The organism is Rossellomorea oryzaecorticis (assembly GCF_038405515.1).
GTDB lineage: Bacteria > Bacillota > Bacilli > Bacillales > Bacillaceae_B > Rossellomorea > Rossellomorea oryzaecorticis_A.
The window spans coordinates 22,797-46,798 of record NZ_JBBYAF010000031.1; the positions used below are offsets into that span (position 1 = coordinate 22,797).

Consider the following 24,002-nt stretch of genomic DNA (forward strand, 5'->3'; position numbering starts at 1 on the left):
GGAGAGATAATATGGATCGTAATATTGAAAAGATATCGCCTCAACAGTTCAGACTTTTAGTCTTATTCTTTTCCATTGGCAGTTCCATTCTCTTAGTACCACCGGGTTTGATCCAGGCGAGTCAGCATGATGGATGGATATCTGGGCTCATAGGGGTGGCTTTTGGGGCTGGAGTCATGCTGATGTATATCAGCATGATTAAAGCTTACCCTGATGAGTCGCTGTTCTCGATTTTCGAGAAAGCATACGGAAAGGTCTTGGGAAAGGCGGTTTCTTTCTTCTATTCTTTCTTCATTTTCTTTTTAACATGTGAAGTGGTTAGTAATATGGGAGATTTTATGACGACTCAAATCATGATCGAAACACCTAAGATGTATATTCATTTATTATTTCTGGTACCGATCCTTTACGGGGTTTCAAAAGGTCTTGAAGTGATTGGAAGGTCTGCACAAGTGATGTTTCCCACCTTTCTGATATTGTTGACATTTTTGATCCTTTTCTTGATTCCGGAAGGGCAGCTAAGAAACATAGAGCCTGTACTGGGGGAAGGGATAAAGCCTGTATTGAATGGTTCTTTTTCGATATTGACTGTTCCATATCTGGAATTGTTCATCCTTATGATGATCGCCCCGCATATAAATGAGAAAAAGGAAGTAGGAAAGTCCTTTTTTATAGGAGGTTTAGTCGGCGGCTTAATTCTGGTATTCATGACATTCCTGATCCTTATCGTACTGGGGTATTCGTTTTCTTCCCTGATGCAATTCCCGACTTACGTACTTGCAAAGAAGATAAATATTGGTGACTTTTTACAGAGGGTGGAAGTGGTAGCTGCAGCCGTTTGGATCATCAGTCTTTTCTTTAAGGTGGCCATCTGCTTTTATGCTTCAATTACTGGTCTGAGTGAAGTATTCGGCATGCAAAATAAAAAGATCCTCCTTTATCCGGTGGGGGTAAGTGTGTTGTATTTTTCAGTCTACATCTATCCCAATACTGCATTTTTTTCAATGTTTGTCACGGAGGTAATCCTCTCATATTCTCTGCTATTTGGATTAGTCATTCCTTTGTGTACGCTTATGATGATCATTTTAAAGAAAAAAAAGCCTGCAAGGAAAGGGGCTGAAGGAAATGCAAGCTGAGAAACAATTCATTTCATCAAGACAACTTCAGATCCTTGTCATCATGTTTACGTGCGGCAGCTCCATTTTGTTAATTCCTCCTGCTTTACTTCAGGCAAAGAATGATGGCTGGATTTCAGGTCTCATCGGCTTGACGCTTGGTATCTTAATCATATTACTGTACATAAAAATGTCGAAGGTCTTCATAAACAAAACTATCTATGAAGCAAATGAACAGGTATTCACGACATGGATAGGGAAATTCGTAAATATTCTTTACTTTCTATATTTCTTTTTCCTTAGTGCACAAGTCCTTAGTAATATGGGAGATTTCGTTACACAATCAATCATGATTGAAACCCCGAAAGAATATATTCATCTGCTTTTTCTTCTCCCGATAGTTTATGGGGTGAAGCAGGGGCTGGAAGTAATCTCACGATTGGCGGAAACTGTTTATCCTACCTTTATAATATTGTTTATACTGTTTGTTTTATTATTAATCCCTGATATTGAACTCCCCCATTTTGAACCAGTCGGTGAAGCGGGTATCAAGAACATCCTGCACTTTTCGCTGCCATTTGTTTCTTTGCCATTTTTAGAATTTATTGTATTTCTCTTTATCATTCCTTATGTTAATACTAAAGTAAATGTAACCAAGGCGATGTTTAAAGGTTCGTTATTAGGAGGCGGATCATTAGTAGTATTGACTTTCCTGGTTATTGGCGTGTTGGGGGACGAGGTCGCTGCCATGTATGACTATCCTACATTTCTATTGGCAAAACAAATTAATATAGCCGATTTTATGCAGAGAGTGGAGGTAATTATAGCAGCCATATGGATAATCAGCTTGTTTGTTAAACTGCTTATTACGTATTACGTAAGCTGTGAAGCTATCTGTTATATTTTTTCGATTAAAAATGTTCATATAATTGCCGTCCCCCTCGGAATTGTTTTGTGGTTTTTAGGGAACATTGTCTATCCAAGCAATGCTTTCTTTGCTGAATTTATCAAAATATCGGTATCCTATAAAATAATATTCGGAATCGGATTTCCAATATTGACTCTTTTGGTTGAAAGGCTCAGAAGAAAGAAGATGAGATGAGTCCTCTGGTTAAAATAGTAAGACTTTTTCATCACCTCCCCTCATAAACAATAATAGTAGAGGCTGTCCTAAATGTTCTTATTGGGGGAAGATCGATGTTCAAGCGATTTATTATTCTGGTGATAGGAAGTATTCTGATAGGTATCGGGATCAATCTGTATTTTGTTCCGTATCATTTTCTTGATGGAGGCATGATCGGTATCGGATTGATCTTTCATTACTGGTTCGGGTTCAAGCCCGGACTTACAATCATCCTGTTGAGCATCCCCCTGTATGTGATCGCCTTTTTCAAAGATCGAAACCTCTTTTATAACAGTATTCACGGGTTGTGGCTGTCATCTTTCATGATCGACTTTTTTATTCAATGGTATGATTTTTACAATCTTCCACCTTTATTCAGCGCACTAGTTGGCGGCACATTGGTTGGAGTGGGGATCGGCCTGATGCTGAGAAGTGATTCAGCGACAGGAGGTACCGATTTGCTCGCACAGTTGATCAGTAAAGGCTTCGGCTTAAATGCGGGCAAGTTGATTTTCGCGATTGACAGCATGGTTTTGCTGGTCGGCTGGCCCATTATCGGAATGGAATCTTTTTTATATTCATTGTTTGCAATCAGTACTATAGGATTTTTTACGACGGTTTTGACGCATCATAAGGGTAGTGATGGATATTCCTTTCGCTAAGTGGTAAAAGCTGATAGAATAAAGTAGTTATCTGATTGCCCATAGTGGATATTCATGATATTCTTAACGAAAATTCTTTAGATACATAGCAATGAAAGTGGTGGAAGCCTTGGAACAGGATAAATCAACAGAACAATCAGTGACCGAAGAAGAAAATCAATCAAGTTATCTGAAAATAAAAAAATTCAAATTTGTGATGCTCCTCTTTTTTCTTGTATTTGCTACCGCTGGAATTACGACCTTCGCCTTGGCTTTTGGGGATGAGAAAGCAGTGAATGTCGGCGTCACCGAGCGATCAGAATTCAATAAACTTTATGAAGCATACGATAAACTAAATGAAAAATATTATAAAGATCTTGATGAGGAAAAACTGGTCAATGGAGCGATCAATGGTTTGCTTGAGAGCGTGGGAGACCCTTACTCAGATTATATGAATCAAGATGAAGCCAAGAAATTTCAGGAAAGTATTTCTTCATCGTTTGAAGGAATCGGTGCCGAGATTCAAGAGAAAGATGGATATATCTCGATTGTTTCCCCTATCAAGGGATCTCCTGCTGAAAAAGCAGGTTTACAGCCAAACGATAAAATCCTGAAAGTGGATGGGGAAAGTATACAAGGTATGTCGGTAACGGACGCAGTTCTTTTGATTCGCGGTGAGAAAGGAACAAAGGTTACCCTGACGATTCAGCGACCAGGTCAAGAGAAAACAACGGAAGTTACGATCACTAGAGATGAGATTCCGATTGAAACGGTTTATGCTGAAATGAAGGATAACGGAGTCGCTGAAATCCAGATTACAAGTTTCTCCGAAAATACGTATAAAGAATTGGTTAATGCTATAAATGAGATGCAGGATAAGGGCATGAAAAAACTCGTCCTGGACTTAAGACAGAACCCGGGAGGGCTTCTGGACCAGGCAATCAAGATTTCCAACCTTTTTGTACCTGAAGGGGAAGTACTCTTCCAGGTTGAAGACCATAATGGAAAAGTGGAGAAGTATGTGTCTGAAGGCGGCCAAAAGGTGAATGTACCAACAGCTATTCTAGTCGATGAAGGCAGTGCAAGTGCATCTGAAATTTTAGCCGCTGCTGTAAGCGAATCTAATAATATCCCGCTGGTTGGAACGAAAACCTTTGGAAAAGGGACTGTCCAGACTGCTGAGGAGTTTGAAGATGGTTCCAATATGAAGTTTACAACTGCCAAATGGCTGACACCAAATGGAAATTGGATTCATGAAAAAGGAATTACCCCGGATTATGAAGTGAAGATGCCTGACTACGCTCAGCTTCCTTACATCAACCCAGACAAAGAGTTAAAGGAAAGTGATATGTCTGATGCTGTGAAGACTGCAGAACAGATGTTGAATGCTCTGGAGTTGAATCCTGGAAATGTGGACGGATACTACGATGAAGATACCAAGAGTGCCGTAAAGCAATTCCAGGAAAAGAATAAGTTTGAAGCTACAGGCATACTAAAAGGCGAAACAACAGTAAAATTAATGGATCAGCTCCGTCAAAAACTAAAAGAAAACGACCCTCAATTCAAAAAAGCTGTTGAGGTACTAAAATAATAGGTGAATGAATCAAAAGATCCCAGGGATGCATCCCTGGGATCTTTTTGATTTCCCTTTTACTTACTTGTATATAAGAAATCCATATGACCAACAATGATAATAAAGTTTGAGGTGATAGTTGATGTTTAGAAAATGGACAGCAATTCCGTTGATATTGGTCATAACCTTCTCAATATATGCATTGAAGAATAACCCCTCCACACCTTCGGAAATGACAGAGATGACTGAAGCTACAGAGGTGAAAAGCACAGATGGGAGCCAAGAAAGAACCGATTCCATCTTTCCGTTAGGTAATAAAGAAAAAGACAAGCCCATCAATGTACTTATAATTGGTTCAGATCAGCGGAAGAATGAAGCAGAAAGAGCAGACGTATTAATGATTGCCCAGTATAAACCCGATCAGACCAAGTTAAAACTCATCTCCATCATGAGGGACACATACGTGGATATTCCAGGTTTCGGGAAAAGTAAAATAAATCATGCCTATTCCTGGGGGAGCAATGAACTAGTAAAGAAAACGTTGCACAAAAATTTCGGCCTTGAGATAAATCATACCGTGAACCTTAACTTTCAAGACTTTATTAATATGATGGGAATTATTTTTCCTGAAGGTGTCCAGGTCACAATCTCCGAAGGGATGATCAATCATTGGAAATGGACTAAAGAGCCTGGAAAGCAATTGCTCAAGGGAGAAGAAATCTTGCAGTATGTCCGTTTTAGGGGTGACATAACGAGTGATTTCGGCAGGGTGGACAGGCAGCAGGAAATCATCGCTTTAGCTGAAAAAAATATCATGGAACAAATAAAATCAGGTAAAGGGATGTCAACAGCAATTCAACTGATGCGTGAAAGTTTTAGGAACGTCGAAACAACTTTCTCGATTGATCAGGTAATGAAACACGGCCTATCTTTCATGTTTCACCCAATCGATACGGTTGAAACAATGCGAATACCTGTTGAAGGAAGTTATCAAAGTGTCACAAAACCAGGTTCAGGTGAGGTGTTGGAAATGGATGAACATACAAACCTCAATGCACTAAAAGAGTTTATACATTAACGTAAGCAGTTGTTTAGAACAAAGATTAAGTAGGGAAAAACTCTGATGTGTCCAGGTCCAGATAGTTTTCAATGCGCTTCATCTTCCTTAGTATCAAATGATATAAATACTTTTTGTATTTATCGTCTTCGGAATGATCATATTCATATTGAAGTATTTTCAGGTGTTCCAGGTGTTCCTGAAGAGTCCGTTCATCACTGTCGGACCCGCCTGATTGAACTTTCCTCAAGATCACATCTACCAGCTTTTCATTTGTCGCTTCGATTGTTTTAGTCCCTTGTCTGACATAAATGGCTCCATATCGAAGCTCTCCTCTTGTCACAATAGAGGTATAGGGAACATATCTGGGATCATAATCGATAATCAGCACTTGAAATGTTTTCATGCTTAAAAGGGGATGGATATTTTCCGTGAAGATAAAATCCTCAGTTCTATAACGTAAATACTTAGGGAGGAGATGCTGAAGTTTATTATCAACATCAGCTTTATCCAAGAATTCTTCATCAGATAATCCTTTTAAATCAACAGTCCCATCGTCGTTTTGCATAACACCGATAATGATACAGCCTCCGCCTGAATTGGAAATGGCAAGTACATGTTTGGCGAGCTTGGAAACTTCGATCCAATCTGATTTGAAATCGACGTAATCGGTTTCCCCTGTATTATGTAATAATAATTCCTTTAGTGTTTCATGCGAAGGATTTTTTAGAAAATCACGTAGTTTCAATGGCACAATATTTTCATAAAACAAAGGAAATCCCCGCCCCTCATTTGTGAAATCTACTCATTTAACTTCGTCGCCGCTGCTTTTGCTTGAATACCATCCGACAACAGGTTTCTACTATTATATAACGTTCCGGTCCAGCCTTAGAACAATCAATGAAGGTTTGTATGTCATTGTATTTACTTTGGATTTTATATAGAATGAAGAGACGAAGATTGAAGTAAAGAGAGGAAAAAAACAGATGAAGAAAGAAGTCTTTATTTTATCCGGTTTTCTTGGAAGTGGTAAAACCACATTATTAAAGGAAGTATTACAGGCATTAAAAAACGAAAATAAGAAACCTGCAGTTTTGATGAATGAACTGGGCAGCGTGTCGATTGACAGTGATGCAGTGGAAGAAGATACTGCCCTGAGGGAACTGCTTGACGGCTGTATCTGCTGTACGATTTCAGAAAAACTGGAGTCCCAGTTACAAGAGCTCCTCGTTAACGAACAATTTGATGTACTCATCATTGAAACAACTGGGGCTGCCCACCCTGTAGAAGTAGTGGATTCGATCCTTTCCCCGTTGTTTGCAGATAAATTTGAATTCAAAGGAATCATAACTGTAGTGGATGGAAAGCAATGGAACGAACGCTCACACTATAGTCCGTCAGTATTGCATTTGATGAGAGAACAAATCAAGCATGCTCAATTTATCATCGCGAATAAAATGGATCTGATGAATGAAATGGAACAGGGTATGTTCGTTTATGAATTACAACAGCTGAACCCAGATGCTAAAGTGTATTTAACGAATTATTCGAAAGTATCGATGGAAGATATTTTCTCAGCAGGACCAATAAGAGAAATAGATGAATACGACAAGGCATCAATTGGCCAGCACCTTTCTCTTCAAGCAGTGGTATATACGTTCACCGGCGAGGTTGAAGGTGAAGAGTTCGAAGAATGGGTTAGACAACAGCCCGAAACGATTTACAGAATGAAAGGGTACATCCCGCTCAGAGGCAAAAAGTATCCGACAATGTTTCAATATTCTTATGGAATGCCGCTATTCATGCCGGCTGATATGAAATATAAGACTAACTTTGTCATAATCGGAGAAGGGATACATAAAACAGATATTATACAATCGCTTGAAGAAATCGACCATTCATAAAAGAGCGGGGATCAAAGGATGGAGTATTGTTTAATTCTCACATGAGTTGATCCAGGTGATTTTAAGCGTATAACTTATTCGCATACCCTGCAGTCATAAAGGAGGGCTGACCATTAAATGGTCAACCCTTTTACTGTTATCGAGTACTTTCCCCGAACTTTTTGAAAGTCATTTCATCTTCTACCAGTCCGCATGCAGCGCATTGTACTTTAAGCTCGGGACCATTATAGGCGAGATGAAAGGGATCTAGATTCCCTTCCTCATACTGCTGGACGACTTGTCCTGACTGAGGATCCATTTTCACACTCTGCGGTACTTGTTGGATGATGTTAAACCTGGTTCGATTCGTTCTGCAATTAGGACAACGATAGGGTGTAGTCATAACAATCACCTTTCTTTGTTTTTTACTAGTTTGTTCGGGCTGAATGAAAATTATGTAAAGGAGTATCACTATGGGTGCCAATACTTATCAATTTCTCCTTGAGAAATATCGGACTATTTGGAAAAACAGAGTTTTGCATGCTGAAAATAAGTCTGAGGAAGAAATTCTAAAGGAAGCCATAAAGCGTGATCTGTTGGACGAAAACAGTCATCCGCGTGCCAGAAAGCCAATCCACCACAAATATGTGTCAGCCACAAAGCGTATTGCGGAGTCCGACTTAACTTCTCAATGTAAAATTGAATTGATACGGATACATATCGATCTGCTTGAGCAATTGAAAGAAAATTAGTAAATAGTCCGAAATTTTTGGTGTGAGACTTTTCCCTTTTCTTTATACCCATGAAGGTATATAATACTACGTAGATTATTGAAAAGGGTGATACAGTGTGCTGATTTTAACGTTAATCACTTTTAGTGTACTTTCATATATGATGTATTATCGATACGCACCGGTTCGTGTCAGAAAGTTAAGTGACAAGGAATTGGATGAATCTCATATTGTTGTGGATGTCCGGGATTACCAGGACTCATATAAATCAAACTGCGTTCAATCCCTGGCCATTCCATGTGGTTACTTGAAACGCTATTCCCATGAAATCCCTAAAGGTCGTATAGTTGTGATAGGCAGTTCTACAGTGGAGTGCAATGTAGGCATAAGGCAGTTAAAAGGTTTAGGATTCAATGTGGTGGGTTATATAAGTGTGGTAAGAGATGAACCATGCAAAGAAAGCTTTTCCATGGGATGAAATACCCCTTAATTATGATACCGTTTTGTAATATCCGTTACAAAAAGACTACCTTTTAAAGAGTGTCAAGAACCCTTTAACGGTAAATTTTAGTGTCTTGAGTCAAAATATTCTTTTGACGGAAATGTAAGTTAAACGTGCGAGTCCTTCATTTATCTGAGATTGCAAGCTTGCTAGATAAATTGTTTTTCAAAACTGAACAATTCTTGGTCAGTTACCATTTCCTCCCGTAAATGTAACAAAAAAAGGGTGTTATGATGAATGTGCAGCAAGAAACAACACATTCACTAAGGAGGAATTCATCTTTATGAACAAGAAAAAAATGTTATCAGCAGCAACAGCATTAACATTACTGGCATCACCACTCGCAGCAGGCAGTGCTGACGCTGCAAGTCCAGACCAAGTAAAAACAAAGGTTCAAACTCTTCAATTAAATGGTAATCATGAAGATTTAAATAAATATATTCAGGATATTCTATCAAACTATGGAGTGAATGGTCAGAATATCAATTTACAAGAATTATTGAAAGGCCAAGCACCCCAACCTCAGGAAGCACCAAAAGCTGAGACTCCTGCTCCTGAACAAGAAGCGCCAAAAGCTGAAACACCTGCTCCTGCACCTCAACAAGAGGCACCTAAAGCAGAAGCACCTGCTCCGGCACAGCCTCAGGCACAGGAAAAACAAGCACAGCCTCAAGCTCAAGAGCAGCAAGCAAAGCCTGCAGCTGAGACTGGTGATTTAAGCCAATATGAACAAAAAGTCGTTGAGCTTACAAACCAAGAGCGTGCTAAACAAGGATTGCCGGCTCTTGAAGTGGATGCCGAGTTAAGTAAAGTTGCAAAAGAAAAATCACGTGACATGCAGGCAAATAACTACTTCTCTCATGACAGCCCGACATACGGTTCACCATTTGATATGATGAAGCAATTCGGAGTTGAATATTCTGCAGCAGGTGAAAACATCGCAATGGGTCAGCCTACTCCAGAAGAAGTCGTACAAGCTTGGATGAACAGTGACGGTCACCGTAAGAACATCTTAAGCTCTAACTACACTCACATCGGTGTTGGTTATGTAGAAGATGGTCACTATTGGACACAACAATTCATTTCAAAATAAGATATGATTAGAAATCGAGCAGTCTCTGCAAAAGGGGCTGCTTTTTCTTATGAAGAGAAAGAGCCTTAGAATAAGAGGCTGGGGCAGAAGTGTTTGAATCTAAGGAAAAACTAAGAATATTTCTTGATATTTTATTTAGAATACCAATATGTCCGTGATTTTAAAATTTTCTAGTGAAAGCGTGGCTGCTGTTCTTAATTTGTTCCAGCTATTGATTGGAGTGCAAGACGAAGACTCCTGCGGGAGAAGCGTGTTAGGTGAGACCCCGCAGGAGCATCGCGACGAGGAGGCTCACCAACCGCCCGCGGAAAGCGAAGTCTTGCACGGAAATCAATAGCGGTGTATTAACCGTTTCTTGTCAACTTCAATAAACATACAGCTTATATTTGCAATTCACTGAAATGATTCATAGTATGGATATATAAAGATTTTCTGGAGTGGATTTTGGTGAACAAAGACAAATCAGTTCTGATAACTGGCGGCACGAAAGGAATAGGCAGCCGCACAGCGATTGAATTTTCGAAGAACGGATATAAAGTATTCATTAACTATAGAAGTGATGAAAGACGTGCCCAACATTTCGTTCAGCAATTGCGTAAAGAGTACCGGAATGAAGTTTATGCAGTCAAGGGGGACATTTCAATTCCTGATGACTGTGAAAGTATGGCGGCCGAAATAAGAGGGAATTGTGATGGGATTGATATTTTAATCCACAATGCGGGACCCTATGTCAAAGAAAGAAAAACATTCGATAAATATTCACCTGAAGAATGGAATTACATAGTAAACGGTAACCTGAACAGTGTATTTTATCTAACACGTTTAATGATTCCAAATATGAGGGAAAAGAAGTGGGGGAGAATTATCACTTTTGGATATGACCGCGTGGAAACCTCTCCTGGTTGGATATACCGTTCCGCTTTTGCAGCTGCAAAAGCTGGGCTTGCTTCATTTACGAAATCGATTGCCATCGAGGAAGCGGAAAATGGTATCACTGCCAACATGGTCTGTCCCGGTGATATCGTTGGAGAATGGAAGGAAAATGAAATTCATTATGCTCAAAGCAGCTGCGACCATTCAACTCCTGTAGGGCGTCCCGGTACTGGTGAAGACTTGGCAAGAGTCATCGAATTTCTCTGCCGGGAAGAATCGGACTTTATTACAGGAGCAGTCATACCGATTACAGGAGGCAAGGATGTCCTGGGGAAAATATTTCACAAATGATACGAAAAAAGATTCGCTCAGGTTAGAGCGAATCTTTTTTGTCATGCTTTCATTTCTTTCATATATTCTTTTCTGTATTTCTTTTGAATATGAAGCAGTCTTCCTGAAAGAGTAAGAGCGCCTGCTGTCAGTCCTGAAGTAAGACCGAGCCAGTAGCCATATGGACCGAATTCCGTAAAATTTGCCAATAGATAGCCTAATGGAAGTCCGATCACCCAATAAGAAATCAGCGCCATGACAAAGGTGATATTCACATCTTTATATCCTCTGAGGGCTCCCTGGACAGGAGCCTGGATTGCATCGGATAGTTGAAAGAATACCGCATACAATAGGAAATGGCCAATTAGTTCAAGCACATATAAATCATCCGTATAAAGATATGCAATTTCATTCCGGAAAAGGTATAAGATTATCCCATATAGTACGGCCAAAATTAGAGCGATGCTCACGCCCATCCAGCTGTAAACTTTTGCATCTTTAAGCCTTTTCGCTCCTACTTCGAAACCTACGACAATCGTCAGTGCCATTGAAATGCTTAAAGGAATCATATATAAGAAAGATGCAAAATTGAGCGCTGCCTGATGAGCTGCGATGACCGCAGTTTTGTATCCACTCATCAGCAATGTAACGGCTGAAAAGATACTCACTTCGAAAAAGATGGATAAGCCGATGGGTACACCGATCTTAAAGATTTCTTTCCATTTACGGATACGTGGCTTCTGCATCGTTTTAAAGATAGTGAATTCCTGAAATGGACTTTTCGTATGAATCACCCAGAATGCAATGCCCATGATGGCCCAATATGAAATGGCAGAAGCGTAGCCTGCCCCCACACCACCGAGAGCTGGGACCCCCAGCTTGCCAAAAATAAAAATATAATTGAAAAAAACATTTATCGGGAGGGATAATAATGTGATGAACATTGTCACTCTTGTTAAACCCAAGGCATCAATAAAAGAACGCAAAACATTATAGATGAACAAGGGGATCATCCCTATTGATAAAGCAATCAAATACTCTTTTGCCACCCGGTGCACTTCCTCCTCAAGTTTCATGCCATTTAGGATGGGATCAAGTACGATTATGCCAATGAAGATGACGATCATTGACAGAAAGATGGCGGCATACACTCCCTGAAAAACGGTATGGGGCACTTCTTTCTTTTTCCCGCCACCGATTAGATGGGCGACGATCGGGGTCACGGCAAGAAGAATGCCGCTTAGACCAGTAAAGACCGGTACCCACAGCGAAGACCCGATCGCAACTCCTGCAAGATCAGTTGGTGAGAATTGGCCCGACATGATCGTATCAAAGAAATTCATGGCAAACATGCCAAGTTGAGTGACCAGTATAGGAACTAAAATGATCGAAAGCTGTCCCAGCTTTTCTTTAATACTATATGTTTGTTTCATAGGTCTGTCTCCTTATTACGTTACGTTCAATTTATTATTAAACTCTGTTAAACTAATTGTTGTTCTTAACAGGTTCTAGCTGTTGATTGGAGTGCAAAACGAAGACTCCTGCGGGAAAAGTGGCCAATTAGAAAAGCGGAAGGGCTTTGCTCAGAGGCGGGTGGCATAAGACGAATCGGCCTGGGAGGCGCATTTTGCCTTCTTGGTCGGTTTGGCTTATGACATGTGCCTCTAAGCCCTGCAGCTAGACAAGTGAGACCCCGGAGGCTCACGGGTCACCCGCGGAAAGCGAAGTCTTGCACGAAAATCAACAGCGGTGATAGCATGGTGCAAACATTATTATGAACGGACGAGATATCTTTAAATACACTACCATACTGTACCATAATAATTAGAAAGTAAGTAACGTAAAATTTCCTGGTGTAAAGACGATTTAATAGGGGAATAGGTGGAAAGAACAATTCATTGTTCTATCTCATGCACATTTTTGATAAAGTGTATATGGATAGTTTATATTGGTACCGATAATGACGAGAGATAGGAGTACATATACATGAACAAACATATTTTATTTACAGGCGGCGGATCTGCCGGACACGTTACGGTGAACACAGCATTGATCCCTCATTTTGAAAAAGAAGGCTGGAAAGTGACTTACATAGGGTCGGAAAAAGGGATAGAGAAAGAAATCATAACGGATCAATTCCCTCACATCCCTTACGAAAGTATATCGAGCGGTAAGCTGCGCCGTTATTTCTCTTGGAAGAATTTCACTGATCCTTTCAGAGTGATGAAAGGAGTAATGGATGCCTTATCCGTTATCCGTAAAACAAAGCCGGATATCATTTTTTCCAAAGGCGGATTTGTGTCTGTGCCTGTAGTGATGGCTGCGAAAATGGCGAAAGTGCCTGTTGCCATCCATGAGTCTGATGTCACACCAGGGCTGGCCAATAAATTAGCAGTTCCATTTGCTACAAAGATATTTACCACCTTTCCTGAAACAGTCAAGTCCCTTCCCCAGGATAAATCTTTATGTGCAGGTGCAATCATTCGTGAGGAGTTATTCAAAGGTGATACTGCAGAAGGAAAAAGACTTTCAGGGTTTTATGAAGAGAAGCCGGTCCTTATGATCATGGGCGGCAGTTTAGGTGCAAGAAAAATCAACGAAGCGGTAAGAGGGAACCTTGCTGATCTTCTTACACAATTTCAAATCATCCATATTTGCGGTAAAGGCAATATTGAGGAGCAATATTCACAAAAAGGATATAAGCAATATGAATTTATTAAAGCGGATCTTCCTCATTACTTAGCAATGACCGATTATGTTATTTCACGTGCTGGTTCGAATTCCATTTTTGAATTTTTGGCATTGAAGAAGCCAATGCTTCTCATCCCGCTTTCGAGAGAGGCAAGCAGGGGTGATCAGATCTTAAATGCCAACTCATTTGTAGGACATGGGTATGCGGTGAAACTTGAAGAAGAAGAGTTGACGAATGAAAGCTTTATGAATAAAATCAATAAACTGAAAGAAAGTCAAGAGTCGATTCTTTCAAGCATGAAAAGTGGTCAAAAGGCATACACGATAAAGGATATGTATCAGGAACTTGCAGACATGTCAAAATAATATCTTAATACCCCCTTTCACGCATATAGTATATAAAGTGGTGAAGGGGAGAGGATGGTATGAGTTATCAATACTCTAAGGGATGGTATATAAAAGAGCTTAAAAAGATGGGCATCAATTATCATCCTGTAGATAAACGTAAGCTTGAAAGCTACAAAACCTTTGTTGTAAGAAATCTTTACTTTGAAAAACTGGAGAAAATGAAATAATGAAAGTGCCTGCTTCTATGTTTCTGAGTGAACATAGAAGCAGGCATTTTGTTGGTCTTGAATTCTTTTTCGAAAGCGTATTGGATTCATAACACCGATGAATGGAAAATCGACTGCCGATAATGACAGTCGATTGATAGGCTTATCTCATTTAAATCTATATTAAGCTTCCATAGCCTGATCTTCCTGTTCTTCGGAAGTCTGATACAAGTGAAGAGTATACAAATCTTTAGGGATCTCATAAAGATCATATACTTCTTCTGCTGCATTCAACTGGTCATAAAGTGCTTTTCTCGTTTCATTAGCACATACGACATAAGGCAATTTTTCCGCTGCTTTAAGTGAACGTGTGTTGACTTTACGAATTCGCATAAAGATGGTTTCCATTCCTAATTCATAAAAAAGTTCATGGAAAAATGCATCTTTAGCAGGCTTGTTATACCCTTTGCCATGAAAAGGTTTGCCGATCCAGGTGCCAAGAAATCCGGCGCTTTCCTGGATATCAAATAGATTGATGGTACCGATGGCGCTGCCCCACTCATCAATGATGGTACGGGAGATCAGTTCGCCCCGTTCTTCTGACTCCATCGTTTGCTTTGTTAAAAAGAGAAACTCTTCATAAGAATTAGCTTTTTGACGCACAAAAGGGAAGACATCCGGGTGCACCATCAGGTCATAAAGAGTATGACACTCATGTAAATCACGTTTCTTGATCATAGTAGACCCTCCTTGAGGGCAGTCTACTTGCGTACGATCCCACCCTCGAAATTTTTAAAAGTTAACTAAAAAATTTCGGGGTGGGAATCGAACCCACTAAGACCAGTCAAGAAACTGGTGGCGCACCTTTTGCCTTCCCTCCATTACAATCGCTCTATTATAAATAGATCGTGTTCAGAACAATGTAATCGGAATTATATATCCTTCTGTATCATATATGAATTTATTAAAAAAGGGAATAGGAAAAAAGATTAATTTCGCTAAAAATTTTTATCAAATTTCTACAAATTCTGATATGCGATTTCTCCATTCACCATAGTGAAAACGGGCTTTGCCATGAAGTGGAAAGGATGGTGGCTCCACACCACCAAATCCGCGTCCTTGCCAGCTTCAAGAGAGCCGATTCGATTATCCACACCAAGGTTTATAGCAGGGGAAATCGTGATTCCTTCCAATGCTTTCTGTTCGTCCAAACCTTCCCGGACAGCAATCGCTGCACACATGTTCAGGTATTGAATCGGCGTGTATGGATGATCAGTTGTAATCGATACCTCTACACCGGCATCGGTCAATTTTTGATACGTAATCCAGCTTTTGTTTTTCAGTTCTACTTTGGAGCGGCGTGTAAATGTCGGTCCCACGGATACCTTCAAATTTTTCCCTTTCAATTCATTGGCAATAAGATGCCCTTCTGTACAGTGCTCGATTCGCAAATCCAAATTGAACTCTTCTGCAAAGCGGATGGCTGAAAGGATATCATCTGCCCGGTGAGCATGAATCCTTACTGGGATTTCCCTCTTCAAAGCTGAAACCAATGGTGCGATTCTTAATTCTTCAGGCTGGTCACAGTATTTGGCTGAGAAGAATGCTTCCCGAAGCATTCCCATGATACCCATTCTTGTAATCGAGTCATTATTTCCATTGCTGTGAATCCGCTTTGGGTTTTCTCCCAAGGCGAGTTTTAACCCCGAGGTTTCTTTAATCAGCATGGAGCGAATGGACGATCCATGTGTTTTTATGACGGAAGTTGTCCCTCCAATCACGTTTGCACTTCCCGGCATTACATTTACTGCGGTAACCCCGTATTTAAGCGCGTCCTGAAAACCTGGATCAAGCGGGTAAACCCCGTCGAAGGCACGGATATGGGGGGTCATTGGTTCAATTGTTTCATTCGCATCATTGCCTGCCCAGCCTGTCCCTTCATCGTATAATCCCAAGTGAGTATGAGAATCGATTAATCCAGGGAAAAGATACATTCCACGGCAATCAATCACGCGAATGTTGGGTGGGACATCGACGTTGTGTTGATAAATTTGCTTGATTTTCCCGTCTGAAATAAAAACGGAACCGTTTGGGATGGGGGGTGAAGTGACCGGATAGATGGCTGCATTTGTTAAAAGTATCGAATTCATATTAAATCCTTTCATTTGTCCCTTGGTATATTACTCCTATTTTAATCAATTTTTTGTAAAAAGGCTATGTTAATTCCTTTAATGTTTGACTAACAAAGAGCTGTTTGGACAGGAATTCTACAGTCCAGTTAAAGGAAGCAGTAAAGAAAGTCATGCTTTCTTTTTATGTCGATAATAGGAGAACAACAAATACATACATGTTGCACTTATGGCTATCATGCTTAAAGGTTTAATGTATTTGATGCCGATCACCTCGATATGTTCCCAATGAATTCCAAGCTCCATCCCAATGACCAAGAATAATAGCGTCCAGGGAAGCATGGCTGCAAACGTATATAGTGTGAAAGCAGTCAGGGACATCCGGCTGATTCCGGCTGGAATACTGATTGCATGACGAACGACCGGAATAAATCGTGCAGTGAAAATGACGATGGTACCATACCGCTCAAACCATGATTCCGCTGATTCGATATGCTTTTCGGAAATAAATAGGTACTTCCCATACTTGATAAAAAAAGGTCTTCCCCCATAATACCCAAGCCAGTAAAGAAAGAGCTGGGCGGCAGTGCCCCCGATTACACCTCCAAGAAAGGCACCGACAAAGGAAAGCTTACCGGAACTGACCATGAACCCTGCATAGCTTAACACTAGTTCACTGGGAATGACCTCGATCATCAGTGCGAGGGCAATTCCTATATAACCCCAATCTGTTAATGTTGTTAAAATAGTGACTAACCATTCATGATTCATTTGACTCCTCCTACATTACACCTGAATATTGAAGGATGAGGATCAGTATCCCCAGCGCCCAAACATAATAAGAAAATAGTTTCAAAGAGTGTTTCTTTAAGAAATTAACCATTGAAACAATAGCCAGGTAGCCAAAGACAGCTGCAGTAACGGTCCCGACTGCCATACTGGAAAAAGAGATCGCTTCAACATGACCGCTCATCATTTCTTTGCCTTGAAAGACTATCCCCCCGATAATCGCAGGTGTAGAGAGAAGAAAGGAGAAATACGCAGCTGTTTCTCTATCGAGCTTTCTAAAAAGACCGGCTGCGATGGTGAGACCTGATCGCGAGAGTGCAGGGAAAATAGCGGCAGCTTGAAAGCTTCCTATAAAAAGAGCATCGGTGTAATTGATATCCTCCAATTTCTTATGTCCATCTTTAACGCCATCAGCCAAGAACATGATCAATCCGGTAGCAAGAAACTCCCATCCTATTGTAGATCCGCTTTTGGAAATTGCATCAAAGAAATCCTCAAATAACAAACCGATGATAACTGCAGGAATTGTACCAATGACAAGTATCCATGATAGTTTGCTAAATGGATGTTTAATCATGTGGAGAAGTTCTTTTTGGTAAAAGACGATCACGGCAACGAGTGTACCGATATGGAGCATTGTATCGAGAAATAATCCCGCTTCTTGAAGGCCAAAAGCAAATCGTCCCAGAAATAAGTGACCTGTGCTTGATATAGGAAGGAACTCTGTCAAACCCTGAATGATCCCCAGAATAAATGCTTCAAATTTATCCACTATACATCGAACCTTTCTTTATGAAATACTTCGGACAAACCTCCTCACTTAACGTATATTCATCCTTGCTGTGTTTCATGAAAAAGGAATTTATTTTTAAGGATGACGAAACTTTATTGTCTGTAAAACGTAATATTAGAAGAGGTGCATAAAAAAAGTTTGTATGAAGGGGGAAGAAGATGCCGACAAAAGATGAAAGATTGATGGCTGCACTAATTTATGTTTTAAGCTTTTTTACCGTTTTTATCGGTCCGATCATCATTTGGCTTTGGAAAAGAGATGAATCTGAATTCGTAGATTATCATGGAAAAGAGTATCTTAACTTTTTGATTTCATATACCATTTACGGAATCATCAGCTCCATCCTGGTTATCGTACTTATCGGATTGGTCATTGCTCCAATCGTTGGGCTCCTGGCCTTGATCTTTACAATTTTAGCTGCCATAAAAGCCTACGAAGGAGAGCAATACCGTATCCCTACTGTTATTCACTTCTTTAAGTAAGAAGGAGAGCTCATGGCTGATCAAAGCCATGAGCTCTTACTCATTTATTGGAATGAAGTTGACAATTACAGCTTAAACTTGATAATTTATATTAAAATAACTTCTCAAATACATAAACTTATAGATGCCCAGGAGAGAGGAAGAGGGGAAGAATAAATGATCAGGATTGATAATAAAGAAAGACTGCTTAGATTAATGACCATCTTCACTCAAGAAACGGACGAGGATCATGAACTGAGTCTGGACGAAATCATACTTCGTTTTAAACAGATTTACGGACCTGACGTAAAATTAAATAAAAATTCCTTGAAAGATGATATCAATCATCTGATCAATCATTCTTTTGACGTAACCATCAACCAGGAAAAGGATGGGCTTCCTAAATATTACAGTCATCAATACCGACTGTTTGAATTGCACGAACTCCGCATGTTGATCGATGCAGTTGTATCAGCAAAGTTCATTACAAAGCAAGAAACGCGTCAGTTAATTGACAAAATCAGAAAACTGACGAGCGCCCATCAAGGAAAAAAGCTTCAAAATGAAATTCAAGTAGATTCATCTATAAAAAGTGAAAGCCCTTTTATCCGATTAGCGATCCACGACCTCCATCAAGCCATATCCGAACGCCGGATCATTGAGTTTCAATATGGACGTTATGATATTGATAAGAAGTTCAATCTCAGCCATGAGGGCAGTCTGTATAAAGTGAAGCCTTATGCCCTTACTTGGGCAAATGATTTCTATTATTTGATTGCCTACTATTACGACGCTGGTGAAATCCGCCATTACCGGGTTGACCGTTTGCGGAATGTAGAAGTGATGAATGAGTCTTTCCCATATGAAGCTTTTGATGTTTCCAAATATGTTCAATCGACCTTCCATATGTTTGCCGGAGACGAAGAATGGATCAAAATTAAGCTCCATAATCAATTGATCAATGTAATCATCGACAAATTTGGTAAGAATGTAGATATTAAAAAGCAAGACGAGGACCATTTCATCTTATCTACCAAAGCACGGATCAGCGGAGGATTGGTCAATTGGATCCTCAGTTTTGGATCCAAGGCAAAAGTAATATCACCCGTTTCATTATCGGAAACCGTCAAACAAGAAATCGCCAATATGAACAAACTTTATCAATCATAAAGAAGAGGCTGGGACTAAACTATAAAACGACTGTCTAAAGACGAACATTTTAGAGTAGTCTCTAAACACCGCTAATGATTTCCGTGCAAGACTTCGCTTTCCGCGGGTAGCCCGTGAGCCTCCTCGGTCATACCTCCCTGTGGGGTTCTCACATTAGCTACTCTTCCCGCAGGAGTCTTCGTCTTGCACTTCAATCAACCGCTGGAAAGAGCTGCACCTAAATATACATTTTAACTAAAAACCCGAACTGATTTGCCAGCTAGAAGGCAAATCAGTTCGGGTTTTACATATGCTGAAACAATTTTGTCCCAGCCTTTTTAATTTTTAACATTTTTTTTAGGGGAATTTGAACGAATTTTAATCATCTGCGTCTTATCTATAGAAAATCAAAGGAGGAAAACACCATGCAGGAATTACAAGAAGCGTTACAAACGATAAACTGGGGGCTGATCGCTCCGCTGATCCTTATTCAATTGATTCTCGTACTGGCAGCTGTCATCGATCTGATAAAAATCAAACAGACGAATGGACCAAAGTGGGTTTGGTTGTTGGTTGTTTTACTAATCAATCTAATTGGGCCGATCCTTTACTTCATTTTCGGAAGGAGACAAAATGGATGAATGTCTTGGAAGTTACATCGCTGGAAAAGAAATATAAAGAAAAACATGCAGTCAAAGGAGTTACATTTGATTTGAAAAAAGGAAATTGCACGGCCTTGATCGGTCCGAACGGCGCAGGTAAAACGACCACACTGAATATGCTTGCGGGTTTGATTACACCGACATCCGGCAGGTTCAATACACTTGAAAATACCCGGGATATACGTTCGATTATTGGATATCTCCCTCAATACCCTTCATTCTTTGAGTGGATGACTGGAATGGAATATTTGACTTTTTCAGGTGAGATTACCGGTTTATCAAGGAAAGAATCAAAACGAAGAAGTGAAGAACTAATTAACCTTGTCAACTTATCAGAAGGGGAAAACAGGAGAATCTCACACTACTCAGGCGGGATGAAGCAAAGACTGGGGATAGCACAGTCCTTGATCCATCAGCCTGAACTTGTCATCCTGGATGAACCTGTTTCTGCACTGGATCCTTTTGGACGCAGAGAGGTACTGGATCTCCTGAATGACTTGAAAGAACAAACAACCATCCTTTTTTCCACTCATATATTGAATGATGCAGAACAAGTCTGTGATGATGTTCTGTTTCTCTATAACGGCGAACTGATTGAGCAAGGTCCATTGAATGACATTAAGAAAAGGCATCACACTTCCTCATTAAAACTGTCTTTCGATGATAATGCTTCACGCTATAGAGAAGTTTTGCGGGAAATACCCTGGATAAAACAGGTGAAAGAAAAGGGTGAGTCGCTGATTATTGAAGTGGAAGAGTTGAAGAGGGATAGAATGCGGTTATTCACGCTCATTTCAGAAGGCGGCTGGCCAGTGACGAAATTTGAAAGCAGGGAACAAAGCTTAGAGGACCTATTTATGAAGGTGATGAGATAGATGAAACTAGTCTGGGTATTATTTAAAAAAGAATTAATGGAATCTGCACGTAATTTCAAGTGGCTTTGGGTGCCGATCGTCTTTATAGTGCTGGGCTTAACAGAACCTTTGACGGCATATTATTTACCGGATATCCTGAATTCTGTAGGAGATTTACCAGAAGGGGCAGTGATCGAGATCCCGCCTCCATCCGCTGGAGAAGTGTTTATGTCGACGATCAGTCAGTTCAATATGATTGGAGTACTGGTGATTGTTCTTGGATTCATGGGGATCATTTCAGGTGAGAGGAAAAGCGGTACTGCAGCGATGGTACTTGTTAAACCAGTTTCATACAACGCCTATATCTTATCGAAATGGGGAGGAAGTCTTCTTCTTATATGGGTTTCATATATTTTAGGTATGCTTTCAAGCTGGTATTATATAAATTTATTATTTGAGAATATACCAGCATCAACCTTCTTTCAAACATTGTTCATTTTTGGAATGTGGCTGACATTCATTATGACGATGCTGTTGTTTTTCAGTTCGCTTGTAAAAGCATCCGGGATAGCTGCTTTTGCTACCATCACCGTTTCAATCATCCTTAGTTTTTTATCCAGTTCACTCCCGGAGAAGTTGAAATGGTCGCCTTCACGACTTTCATCTTACGTCGTGGAAATTGTAAACGGTGAAGGATGGAGCGGCGACATTACTGCTGCCATGATGGTCGCGGGGGTATTATGTCTGCTTTTATTGTTACTGACACCATTTCTGTTTAAAAATAAAGAACTCTCATAAACGAAAGGGTAAATGACAGGATATGTCGAATTAGTCAGTGATATAAGGGGGAGTGAGCGGTGAATGCATTTCGGTTAACAGAGAAAGTTAGACAATTGATCGTGGAGGCAGAACAGATTTCTGAAAGGAAAAACCAATCTTCTTTACAGAGTGTGGATTTTTTCCTTGGCGCAGCCAACGTAAAGGAAGGGACCCTCTTGGAAATGTTCAACTTAATGGACGGCCGTATAGAGGAGTTCGTTAATCTGGAAAGAACGGAAGAGGTGGTCTATGGAGATGCTATTTGGCCATTCCGTTTACCACTGTCTGTACAATCCTTTGAGATTTGGCAGGAAGCCATAGCCATCATGAAGAGATACAACCAGACTTATCTGAATGAAGGCCATATATTGAAGGCCTTTTTCCAATTTGCGGAGAAAGACGCTGTATTAAGTTCAAGGCTGTACACATTGCCTTATGAACAACTATATAAGACGGTGACTTCTGCCAGGGACCTTTCAGTTTACCTGATGGATCATGATTGGGATGTAGATGATTTACCTTCAGTTGTGACCAGGCAGGCTGATATGGACGATCGTGAAATGGTGGTCACTTTTGTTATAGATAAATTTGGTGACGAATGGGGCAGGACAATTGGAAATGGCTTTCATCCAGTGCATGAGGGGGTCCCGATTTTTATTGCCGAGCAGGATGATCAACTGGTTGGCTTTGCGGCGTTTGACGTATATAGACAAAAGAAAGCCATTTATGGTCCCATGGGGGTCATTCCGGGTGTCCGTGAAACGGGGATTGGGAAGAACCTCCTGTTTTCAGCATTGAACGAAATGAAGAAACGGGGATACATGTATGTGATTCTTAAGGAAGCGGGTCCGATCGAATTTTATGAGAAAGCTTGCAGTGCGAAATTGATTCCGCTCTAGTGTGATGGGATGTGAATTAGAGCAAGGTGTCCACTATTAGATACTGCTCAGCTGGCAAGGCAGTTTACGAAAGATCCTGTCAAAAAGGGTCTTTTTTTTATCTGCCAAACATAGATATGATAATGATTCGTGGAAAGGACGAGCATTTCATGAACCTTTATCATATCTATAGAAACGAACAACATACATTGCTTTATCACGGTATCATGTATTTCCTGATGGGGGTAGGGATGCTGCTGGTTGTGAAGCCACTCTATTACTTCCCACTCCTTTTGTTTATTCCAGCTATGACGAACCTCTACCTTAGCCATAGCATCAAAAAAGAAATCAGGAAGGCAACACGCTTATATTATGAAAAAATTCCAGTATCCAGTCATTCGTTGATTGGTATCAAGACAAAAGAAGGATATTTTTACTTAAAAACAAATGGCTGGTCCAGTTATTCGCTTCTGAGGACTTCTTTGATCAATAATCCCAAGCAATATGTCTTTCATCGCAAAGACAAAATACGGCTCACATTATGTAAGTGGAGCAGAAGGATCGTCATTGCACATGAAAAAAGAAAATTTGAATTTAAACTGAAATACCATAGTACGACTGCCATTGAATGGAGTAATGAAGATAACGGTGAAACGGTCCTTCTTTATAAAGGGAATAAACGCTGGGTATTAAATTATAAGGGAGTCAACCGGATTTCCTTGCAAAAGGGGTTCCTCCCTCATAGTTTTCAAAATCTGTTCGATAGTCATCACAGCCATATTACTTTTTTTGAAGCCTATTCAGAGGCAGATGACTGGCTGCTCATCTTTTTGTGGCTTGTCGACTCTGATTATTTTCTTACATCCTAATCATCCTTTTAAGGGGAGAGGGAACCCTAAGAAGGTATTGGAGGTGAGGAAATGAATGCGTCTTATAAACAATGTCTAAGTGCATTGGAAAAGTGCCTGGAAGCATGTAATATCTGCTACCATGCATCACTAAAAGAAGAACAGCGTATGATGAAATGTATAGAACTTGACCGCGAGTGTGCAGACATCTGCTCGTATGCCATCAGTTCCATCCAGAGGAGCAGTAAGTTTGTTCCCGATGTTTTAACTTTGTGTGCCAGGATTTGTGAAGCTTGCGGTACAGAATGTAAATCACATGATCATCGGCATTGTCAGGATTGTGCAGAAGCATGTTTCCGATGTGCGGAGGAATGCAGAAAGTTAATATGAACAAGGGGAATGCTTCTTATAGAGAGGCATTCTTTTTTGGGGTTGATCTTCTTGTTTAAGGCTC

General features: G+C 40.3%; 27 protein-coding genes. 20 read left to right on the forward strand and 7 right to left on the reverse strand.

All coding sequences use genetic code 11. The features are described 5' to 3' along the window. Positions 1 to 11 precede the first annotated feature (11 nt). The 5 genes from AAEO50_RS15005 (at position 12) to AAEO50_RS15025 (ending at position 5,530) form a co-directional block, all read left to right on the forward strand. A complete protein-coding gene (locus AAEO50_RS15005) occupies positions 12 to 1,136 on the forward strand; it encodes an endospore germination permease (protein ID WP_341985101.1) in 1,125 nt (374 codons plus the stop codon). Beyond that, positions 1,126 to 2,217 carry an endospore germination permease gene (locus AAEO50_RS15010; protein ID WP_341985102.1) on the forward strand — a complete coding sequence of 364 codons (1,092 nt, stop codon included), beginning with the start codon at positions 1,126 to 1,128 and terminating at the stop codon, positions 2,215 to 2,217. The genes AAEO50_RS15005 and AAEO50_RS15010 overlap by 11 nt, the downstream gene beginning before the upstream one ends. Positions 2,218 to 2,312: 95 nt before the next feature. Beyond that, positions 2,313 to 2,900, forward strand: a complete 588-nt coding sequence (locus AAEO50_RS15015) for a YitT family protein (RefSeq protein ID WP_341985103.1) — start codon at positions 2,313 to 2,315, stop codon at positions 2,898 to 2,900. Between the two features lie 91 nt (positions 2,901 to 2,991). Next, positions 2,992 to 4,470 (forward strand): S41 family peptidase, encoded by a 1,479-nt coding sequence (locus tag AAEO50_RS15020; RefSeq protein WP_341985104.1) that lies wholly within the window; start codon positions 2,992 to 2,994, stop codon positions 4,468 to 4,470. Between the two features lie 124 nt (positions 4,471 to 4,594). After that, on the forward strand, positions 4,595 to 5,530 hold the full coding sequence (locus AAEO50_RS15025; protein WP_341985105.1) for an LCP family protein: 936 nt from the start codon (positions 4,595 to 4,597) through the stop codon (positions 5,528 to 5,530). Between the two features lie 25 nt (positions 5,531 to 5,555). On the opposite strand, the gene AAEO50_RS15030 is transcribed toward AAEO50_RS15025, so the two are convergent. Beyond that, entirely contained in the window at positions 5,556 to 6,263 is a 708-nt protein-coding gene (locus AAEO50_RS15030; protein WP_341985106.1) for an ATP-binding protein, read from the reverse strand. Between the two features lie 232 nt (positions 6,264 to 6,495). Between AAEO50_RS15030 and AAEO50_RS15035 the strand changes: the two genes are divergently transcribed. Then, positions 6,496 to 7,413: a CobW family GTP-binding protein gene (locus AAEO50_RS15035; protein WP_341985107.1), complete on the forward strand. Its 918-nt coding sequence runs from the start codon at positions 6,496 to 6,498 to the stop codon at positions 7,411 to 7,413. 136 nt (positions 7,414 to 7,549) lie between these two features. On the opposite strand, the gene AAEO50_RS15040 is transcribed toward AAEO50_RS15035, so the two are convergent. After that, positions 7,550 to 7,795 carry a DNA alkylation repair protein gene (locus tag AAEO50_RS15040; RefSeq protein WP_341985108.1) on the reverse strand — a complete coding sequence of 82 codons (246 nt, stop codon included), beginning with the start codon at positions 7,793 to 7,795 and terminating at the stop codon, positions 7,550 to 7,552. A gap of 70 nt (positions 7,796 to 7,865) precedes the next feature. Between AAEO50_RS15040 and AAEO50_RS15045 the strand changes: the two genes are divergently transcribed. The 4 genes from AAEO50_RS15045 to AAEO50_RS15060 all read left to right on the forward strand — a co-directional run bounded on the left by AAEO50_RS15045 (position 7,866) and on the right by AAEO50_RS15060 (position 10,942). Beyond that, the gene (locus AAEO50_RS15045) at positions 7,866 to 8,144 is read left to right on the forward strand and encodes a hypothetical protein (RefSeq protein ID WP_341985109.1); all 279 of its coding nucleotides are present in this window, start codon (positions 7,866 to 7,868) and stop codon (positions 8,142 to 8,144) included. Positions 8,145 to 8,241: 97 nt separating this feature from the next. Then, positions 8,242 to 8,601, forward strand: a complete 360-nt coding sequence (locus tag AAEO50_RS15050; protein ID WP_341985110.1) for a hypothetical protein — start codon at positions 8,242 to 8,244, stop codon at positions 8,599 to 8,601. Between the two features lie 307 nt (positions 8,602 to 8,908). Then, complete coding sequence (locus tag AAEO50_RS15055) at positions 8,909 to 9,718, forward strand: CAP domain-containing protein (RefSeq protein ID WP_341985111.1); 810 nt, start codon at positions 8,909 to 8,911, stop codon at positions 9,716 to 9,718. 447 nt (positions 9,719 to 10,165) lie between these two features. Next, a complete protein-coding gene (locus AAEO50_RS15060) occupies positions 10,166 to 10,942 on the forward strand; it encodes an SDR family oxidoreductase (RefSeq protein ID WP_341985112.1) in 777 nt (258 codons plus the stop codon). Between the two features lie 41 nt (positions 10,943 to 10,983). Here the strand turns inward: AAEO50_RS15060 and AAEO50_RS15065 are convergent, their stop codons facing one another. Then, positions 10,984 to 12,354, reverse strand: a complete 1,371-nt coding sequence (locus AAEO50_RS15065; protein ID WP_341985113.1) for an MATE family efflux transporter — start codon at positions 12,352 to 12,354, stop codon at positions 10,984 to 10,986. A gap of 553 nt (positions 12,355 to 12,907) precedes the next feature. On the opposite strand from AAEO50_RS15065, the gene AAEO50_RS15070 reads away from it, so the two are divergent. Together AAEO50_RS15070 and AAEO50_RS15075 are read left to right on the forward strand one after the other, a co-directional pair. Beyond that, complete coding sequence (locus AAEO50_RS15070) at positions 12,908 to 13,978, forward strand: undecaprenyldiphospho-muramoylpentapeptide beta-N-acetylglucosaminyltransferase (RefSeq protein WP_341985114.1); 1,071 nt, start codon at positions 12,908 to 12,910, stop codon at positions 13,976 to 13,978. Positions 13,979 to 14,037: 59 nt separating this feature from the next. After that, entirely contained in the window at positions 14,038 to 14,187 is a 150-nt protein-coding gene (locus AAEO50_RS15075) for a YflJ family protein (protein WP_341985115.1), read from the forward strand. A gap of 162 nt (positions 14,188 to 14,349) precedes the next feature. Here the strand turns inward: AAEO50_RS15075 and AAEO50_RS15080 are convergent, their stop codons facing one another. From AAEO50_RS15080 to AAEO50_RS15095, 4 genes are all read right to left on the reverse strand, one after another. Continuing rightward, a complete protein-coding gene (locus tag AAEO50_RS15080; RefSeq protein ID WP_341985116.1) occupies positions 14,350 to 14,904 on the reverse strand; it encodes a GNAT family N-acetyltransferase in 555 nt (184 codons plus the stop codon). A gap of 281 nt (positions 14,905 to 15,185) precedes the next feature. After that, positions 15,186 to 16,316, reverse strand: a complete 1,131-nt coding sequence (locus tag AAEO50_RS15085; protein ID WP_341985117.1) for an amidohydrolase — start codon at positions 16,314 to 16,316, stop codon at positions 15,186 to 15,188. A gap of 150 nt (positions 16,317 to 16,466) precedes the next feature. Continuing rightward, entirely contained in the window at positions 16,467 to 17,066 is a 600-nt protein-coding gene (locus AAEO50_RS15090) for a DedA family protein (protein WP_341985118.1), read from the reverse strand. A gap of 10 nt (positions 17,067 to 17,076) precedes the next feature. After that, positions 17,077 to 17,856: an undecaprenyl-diphosphate phosphatase gene (locus AAEO50_RS15095; protein WP_341985119.1), complete on the reverse strand. Its 780-nt coding sequence runs from the start codon at positions 17,854 to 17,856 to the stop codon at positions 17,077 to 17,079. A gap of 179 nt (positions 17,857 to 18,035) precedes the next feature. Here AAEO50_RS15095 and AAEO50_RS15100 point away from each other — a divergent pair, with 179 nt between their 5' ends. From AAEO50_RS15100 to AAEO50_RS15135, 8 genes are all read left to right on the forward strand, one after another. Further along, positions 18,036 to 18,359: a DUF4870 domain-containing protein gene (locus AAEO50_RS15100; RefSeq protein ID WP_341985120.1), complete on the forward strand. Its 324-nt coding sequence runs from the start codon at positions 18,036 to 18,038 to the stop codon at positions 18,357 to 18,359. A gap of 156 nt (positions 18,360 to 18,515) precedes the next feature. Then, the gene (locus AAEO50_RS15105) at positions 18,516 to 19,508 is read left to right on the forward strand and encodes a WYL domain-containing protein (RefSeq protein WP_341985121.1); all 993 of its coding nucleotides are present in this window, start codon (positions 18,516 to 18,518) and stop codon (positions 19,506 to 19,508) included. 404 nt (positions 19,509 to 19,912) lie between these two features. Then, a complete protein-coding gene (locus AAEO50_RS15110) occupies positions 19,913 to 20,128 on the forward strand; it encodes a PLDc N-terminal domain-containing protein (protein ID WP_341985122.1) in 216 nt (71 codons plus the stop codon). After that, positions 20,125 to 21,024: an ABC transporter ATP-binding protein gene (locus AAEO50_RS15115; RefSeq protein ID WP_341985123.1), complete on the forward strand. Its 900-nt coding sequence runs from the start codon at positions 20,125 to 20,127 to the stop codon at positions 21,022 to 21,024. The genes AAEO50_RS15110 and AAEO50_RS15115 overlap by 4 nt, the downstream gene beginning before the upstream one ends. Next, the gene (locus AAEO50_RS15120; protein WP_341985124.1) at positions 21,025 to 21,801 is read left to right on the forward strand and encodes an ABC transporter permease; all 777 of its coding nucleotides are present in this window, start codon (positions 21,025 to 21,027) and stop codon (positions 21,799 to 21,801) included. Between the two features lie 59 nt (positions 21,802 to 21,860). Beyond that, positions 21,861 to 22,721 (forward strand): GNAT family N-acetyltransferase, encoded by an 861-nt coding sequence (locus tag AAEO50_RS15125; RefSeq protein ID WP_341985125.1) that lies wholly within the window; start codon positions 21,861 to 21,863, stop codon positions 22,719 to 22,721. Positions 22,722 to 22,843: 122 nt separating this feature from the next. Further along, positions 22,844 to 23,569: a hypothetical protein gene (locus tag AAEO50_RS15130; RefSeq protein ID WP_341985126.1), complete on the forward strand. Its 726-nt coding sequence runs from the start codon at positions 22,844 to 22,846 to the stop codon at positions 23,567 to 23,569. A gap of 150 nt (positions 23,570 to 23,719) precedes the next feature. Then, positions 23,720 to 23,938 carry a four-helix bundle copper-binding protein gene (locus tag AAEO50_RS15135; RefSeq protein ID WP_341985135.1) on the forward strand — a complete coding sequence of 73 codons (219 nt, stop codon included), beginning with the start codon at positions 23,720 to 23,722 and terminating at the stop codon, positions 23,936 to 23,938. The last annotated feature ends 64 nt before the right edge of the window (positions 23,939 to 24,002 follow it).

Coding starts and splice junctions, on each gene's coding strand:
- AAEO50_RS15005 (WP_341985101.1), top strand. CDS start 12: ATGGATCGTAATATTGAAAAGATATCGCCTCAACAGTTCAGACTTTTA.
- AAEO50_RS15010 (WP_341985102.1), top strand. CDS start 1,126: ATGCAAGCTGAGAAACAATTCATTTCATCAAGACAACTTCAGATCCTT.
- AAEO50_RS15015 (WP_341985103.1), top strand. CDS start 2,313: ATGTTCAAGCGATTTATTATTCTGGTGATAGGAAGTATTCTGATAGGT.
- AAEO50_RS15020 (WP_341985104.1), top strand. CDS start 2,992: ATGAAAGTGGTGGAAGCCTTGGAACAGGATAAATCAACAGAACAATCA.
- AAEO50_RS15025 (WP_341985105.1), top strand. CDS start 4,595: ATGTTTAGAAAATGGACAGCAATTCCGTTGATATTGGTCATAACCTTC.
- AAEO50_RS15035 (WP_341985107.1), top strand. CDS start 6,496: ATGAAGAAAGAAGTCTTTATTTTATCCGGTTTTCTTGGAAGTGGTAAA.
- AAEO50_RS15040 (WP_341985108.1), bottom strand. CDS start 7,795: ATGACTACACCCTATCGTTGTCCTAATTGCAGAACGAATCGAACCAGG.
- AAEO50_RS15045 (WP_341985109.1), top strand. CDS start 7,866: ATGGGTGCCAATACTTATCAATTTCTCCTTGAGAAATATCGGACTATT.
- AAEO50_RS15055 (WP_341985111.1), top strand. CDS start 8,909: ATGAACAAGAAAAAAATGTTATCAGCAGCAACAGCATTAACATTACTG.
- AAEO50_RS15065 (WP_341985113.1), bottom strand. CDS start 12,354: ATGAAACAAACATATAGTATTAAAGAAAAGCTGGGACAGCTTTCGATC.
- AAEO50_RS15070 (WP_341985114.1), top strand. CDS start 12,908: ATGAACAAACATATTTTATTTACAGGCGGCGGATCTGCCGGACACGTT.
- AAEO50_RS15075 (WP_341985115.1), top strand. CDS start 14,038: ATGAGTTATCAATACTCTAAGGGATGGTATATAAAAGAGCTTAAAAAG.
- AAEO50_RS15080 (WP_341985116.1), bottom strand. CDS start 14,904: ATGATCAAGAAACGTGATTTACATGAGTGTCATACTCTTTATGACCTG.
- AAEO50_RS15085 (WP_341985117.1), bottom strand. CDS start 16,316: ATGAATTCGATACTTTTAACAAATGCAGCCATCTATCCGGTCACTTCA.
- AAEO50_RS15090 (WP_341985118.1), bottom strand. CDS start 17,066: ATGAATCATGAATGGTTAGTCACTATTTTAACAACATTAACAGATTGG.
- AAEO50_RS15100 (WP_341985120.1), top strand. CDS start 18,036: ATGCCGACAAAAGATGAAAGATTGATGGCTGCACTAATTTATGTTTTA.
- AAEO50_RS15105 (WP_341985121.1), top strand. CDS start 18,516: ATGATCAGGATTGATAATAAAGAAAGACTGCTTAGATTAATGACCATC.
- AAEO50_RS15110 (WP_341985122.1), top strand. CDS start 19,913: ATGCAGGAATTACAAGAAGCGTTACAAACGATAAACTGGGGGCTGATC.
- AAEO50_RS15115 (WP_341985123.1), top strand. CDS start 20,125: ATGAATGTCTTGGAAGTTACATCGCTGGAAAAGAAATATAAAGAAAAA.
- AAEO50_RS15120 (WP_341985124.1), top strand. CDS start 21,025: ATGAAACTAGTCTGGGTATTATTTAAAAAAGAATTAATGGAATCTGCA.
- AAEO50_RS15130 (WP_341985126.1), top strand. CDS start 22,844: ATGATTCGTGGAAAGGACGAGCATTTCATGAACCTTTATCATATCTAT.
- AAEO50_RS15135 (WP_341985135.1), top strand. CDS start 23,720: ATGAAATGTATAGAACTTGACCGCGAGTGTGCAGACATCTGCTCGTAT.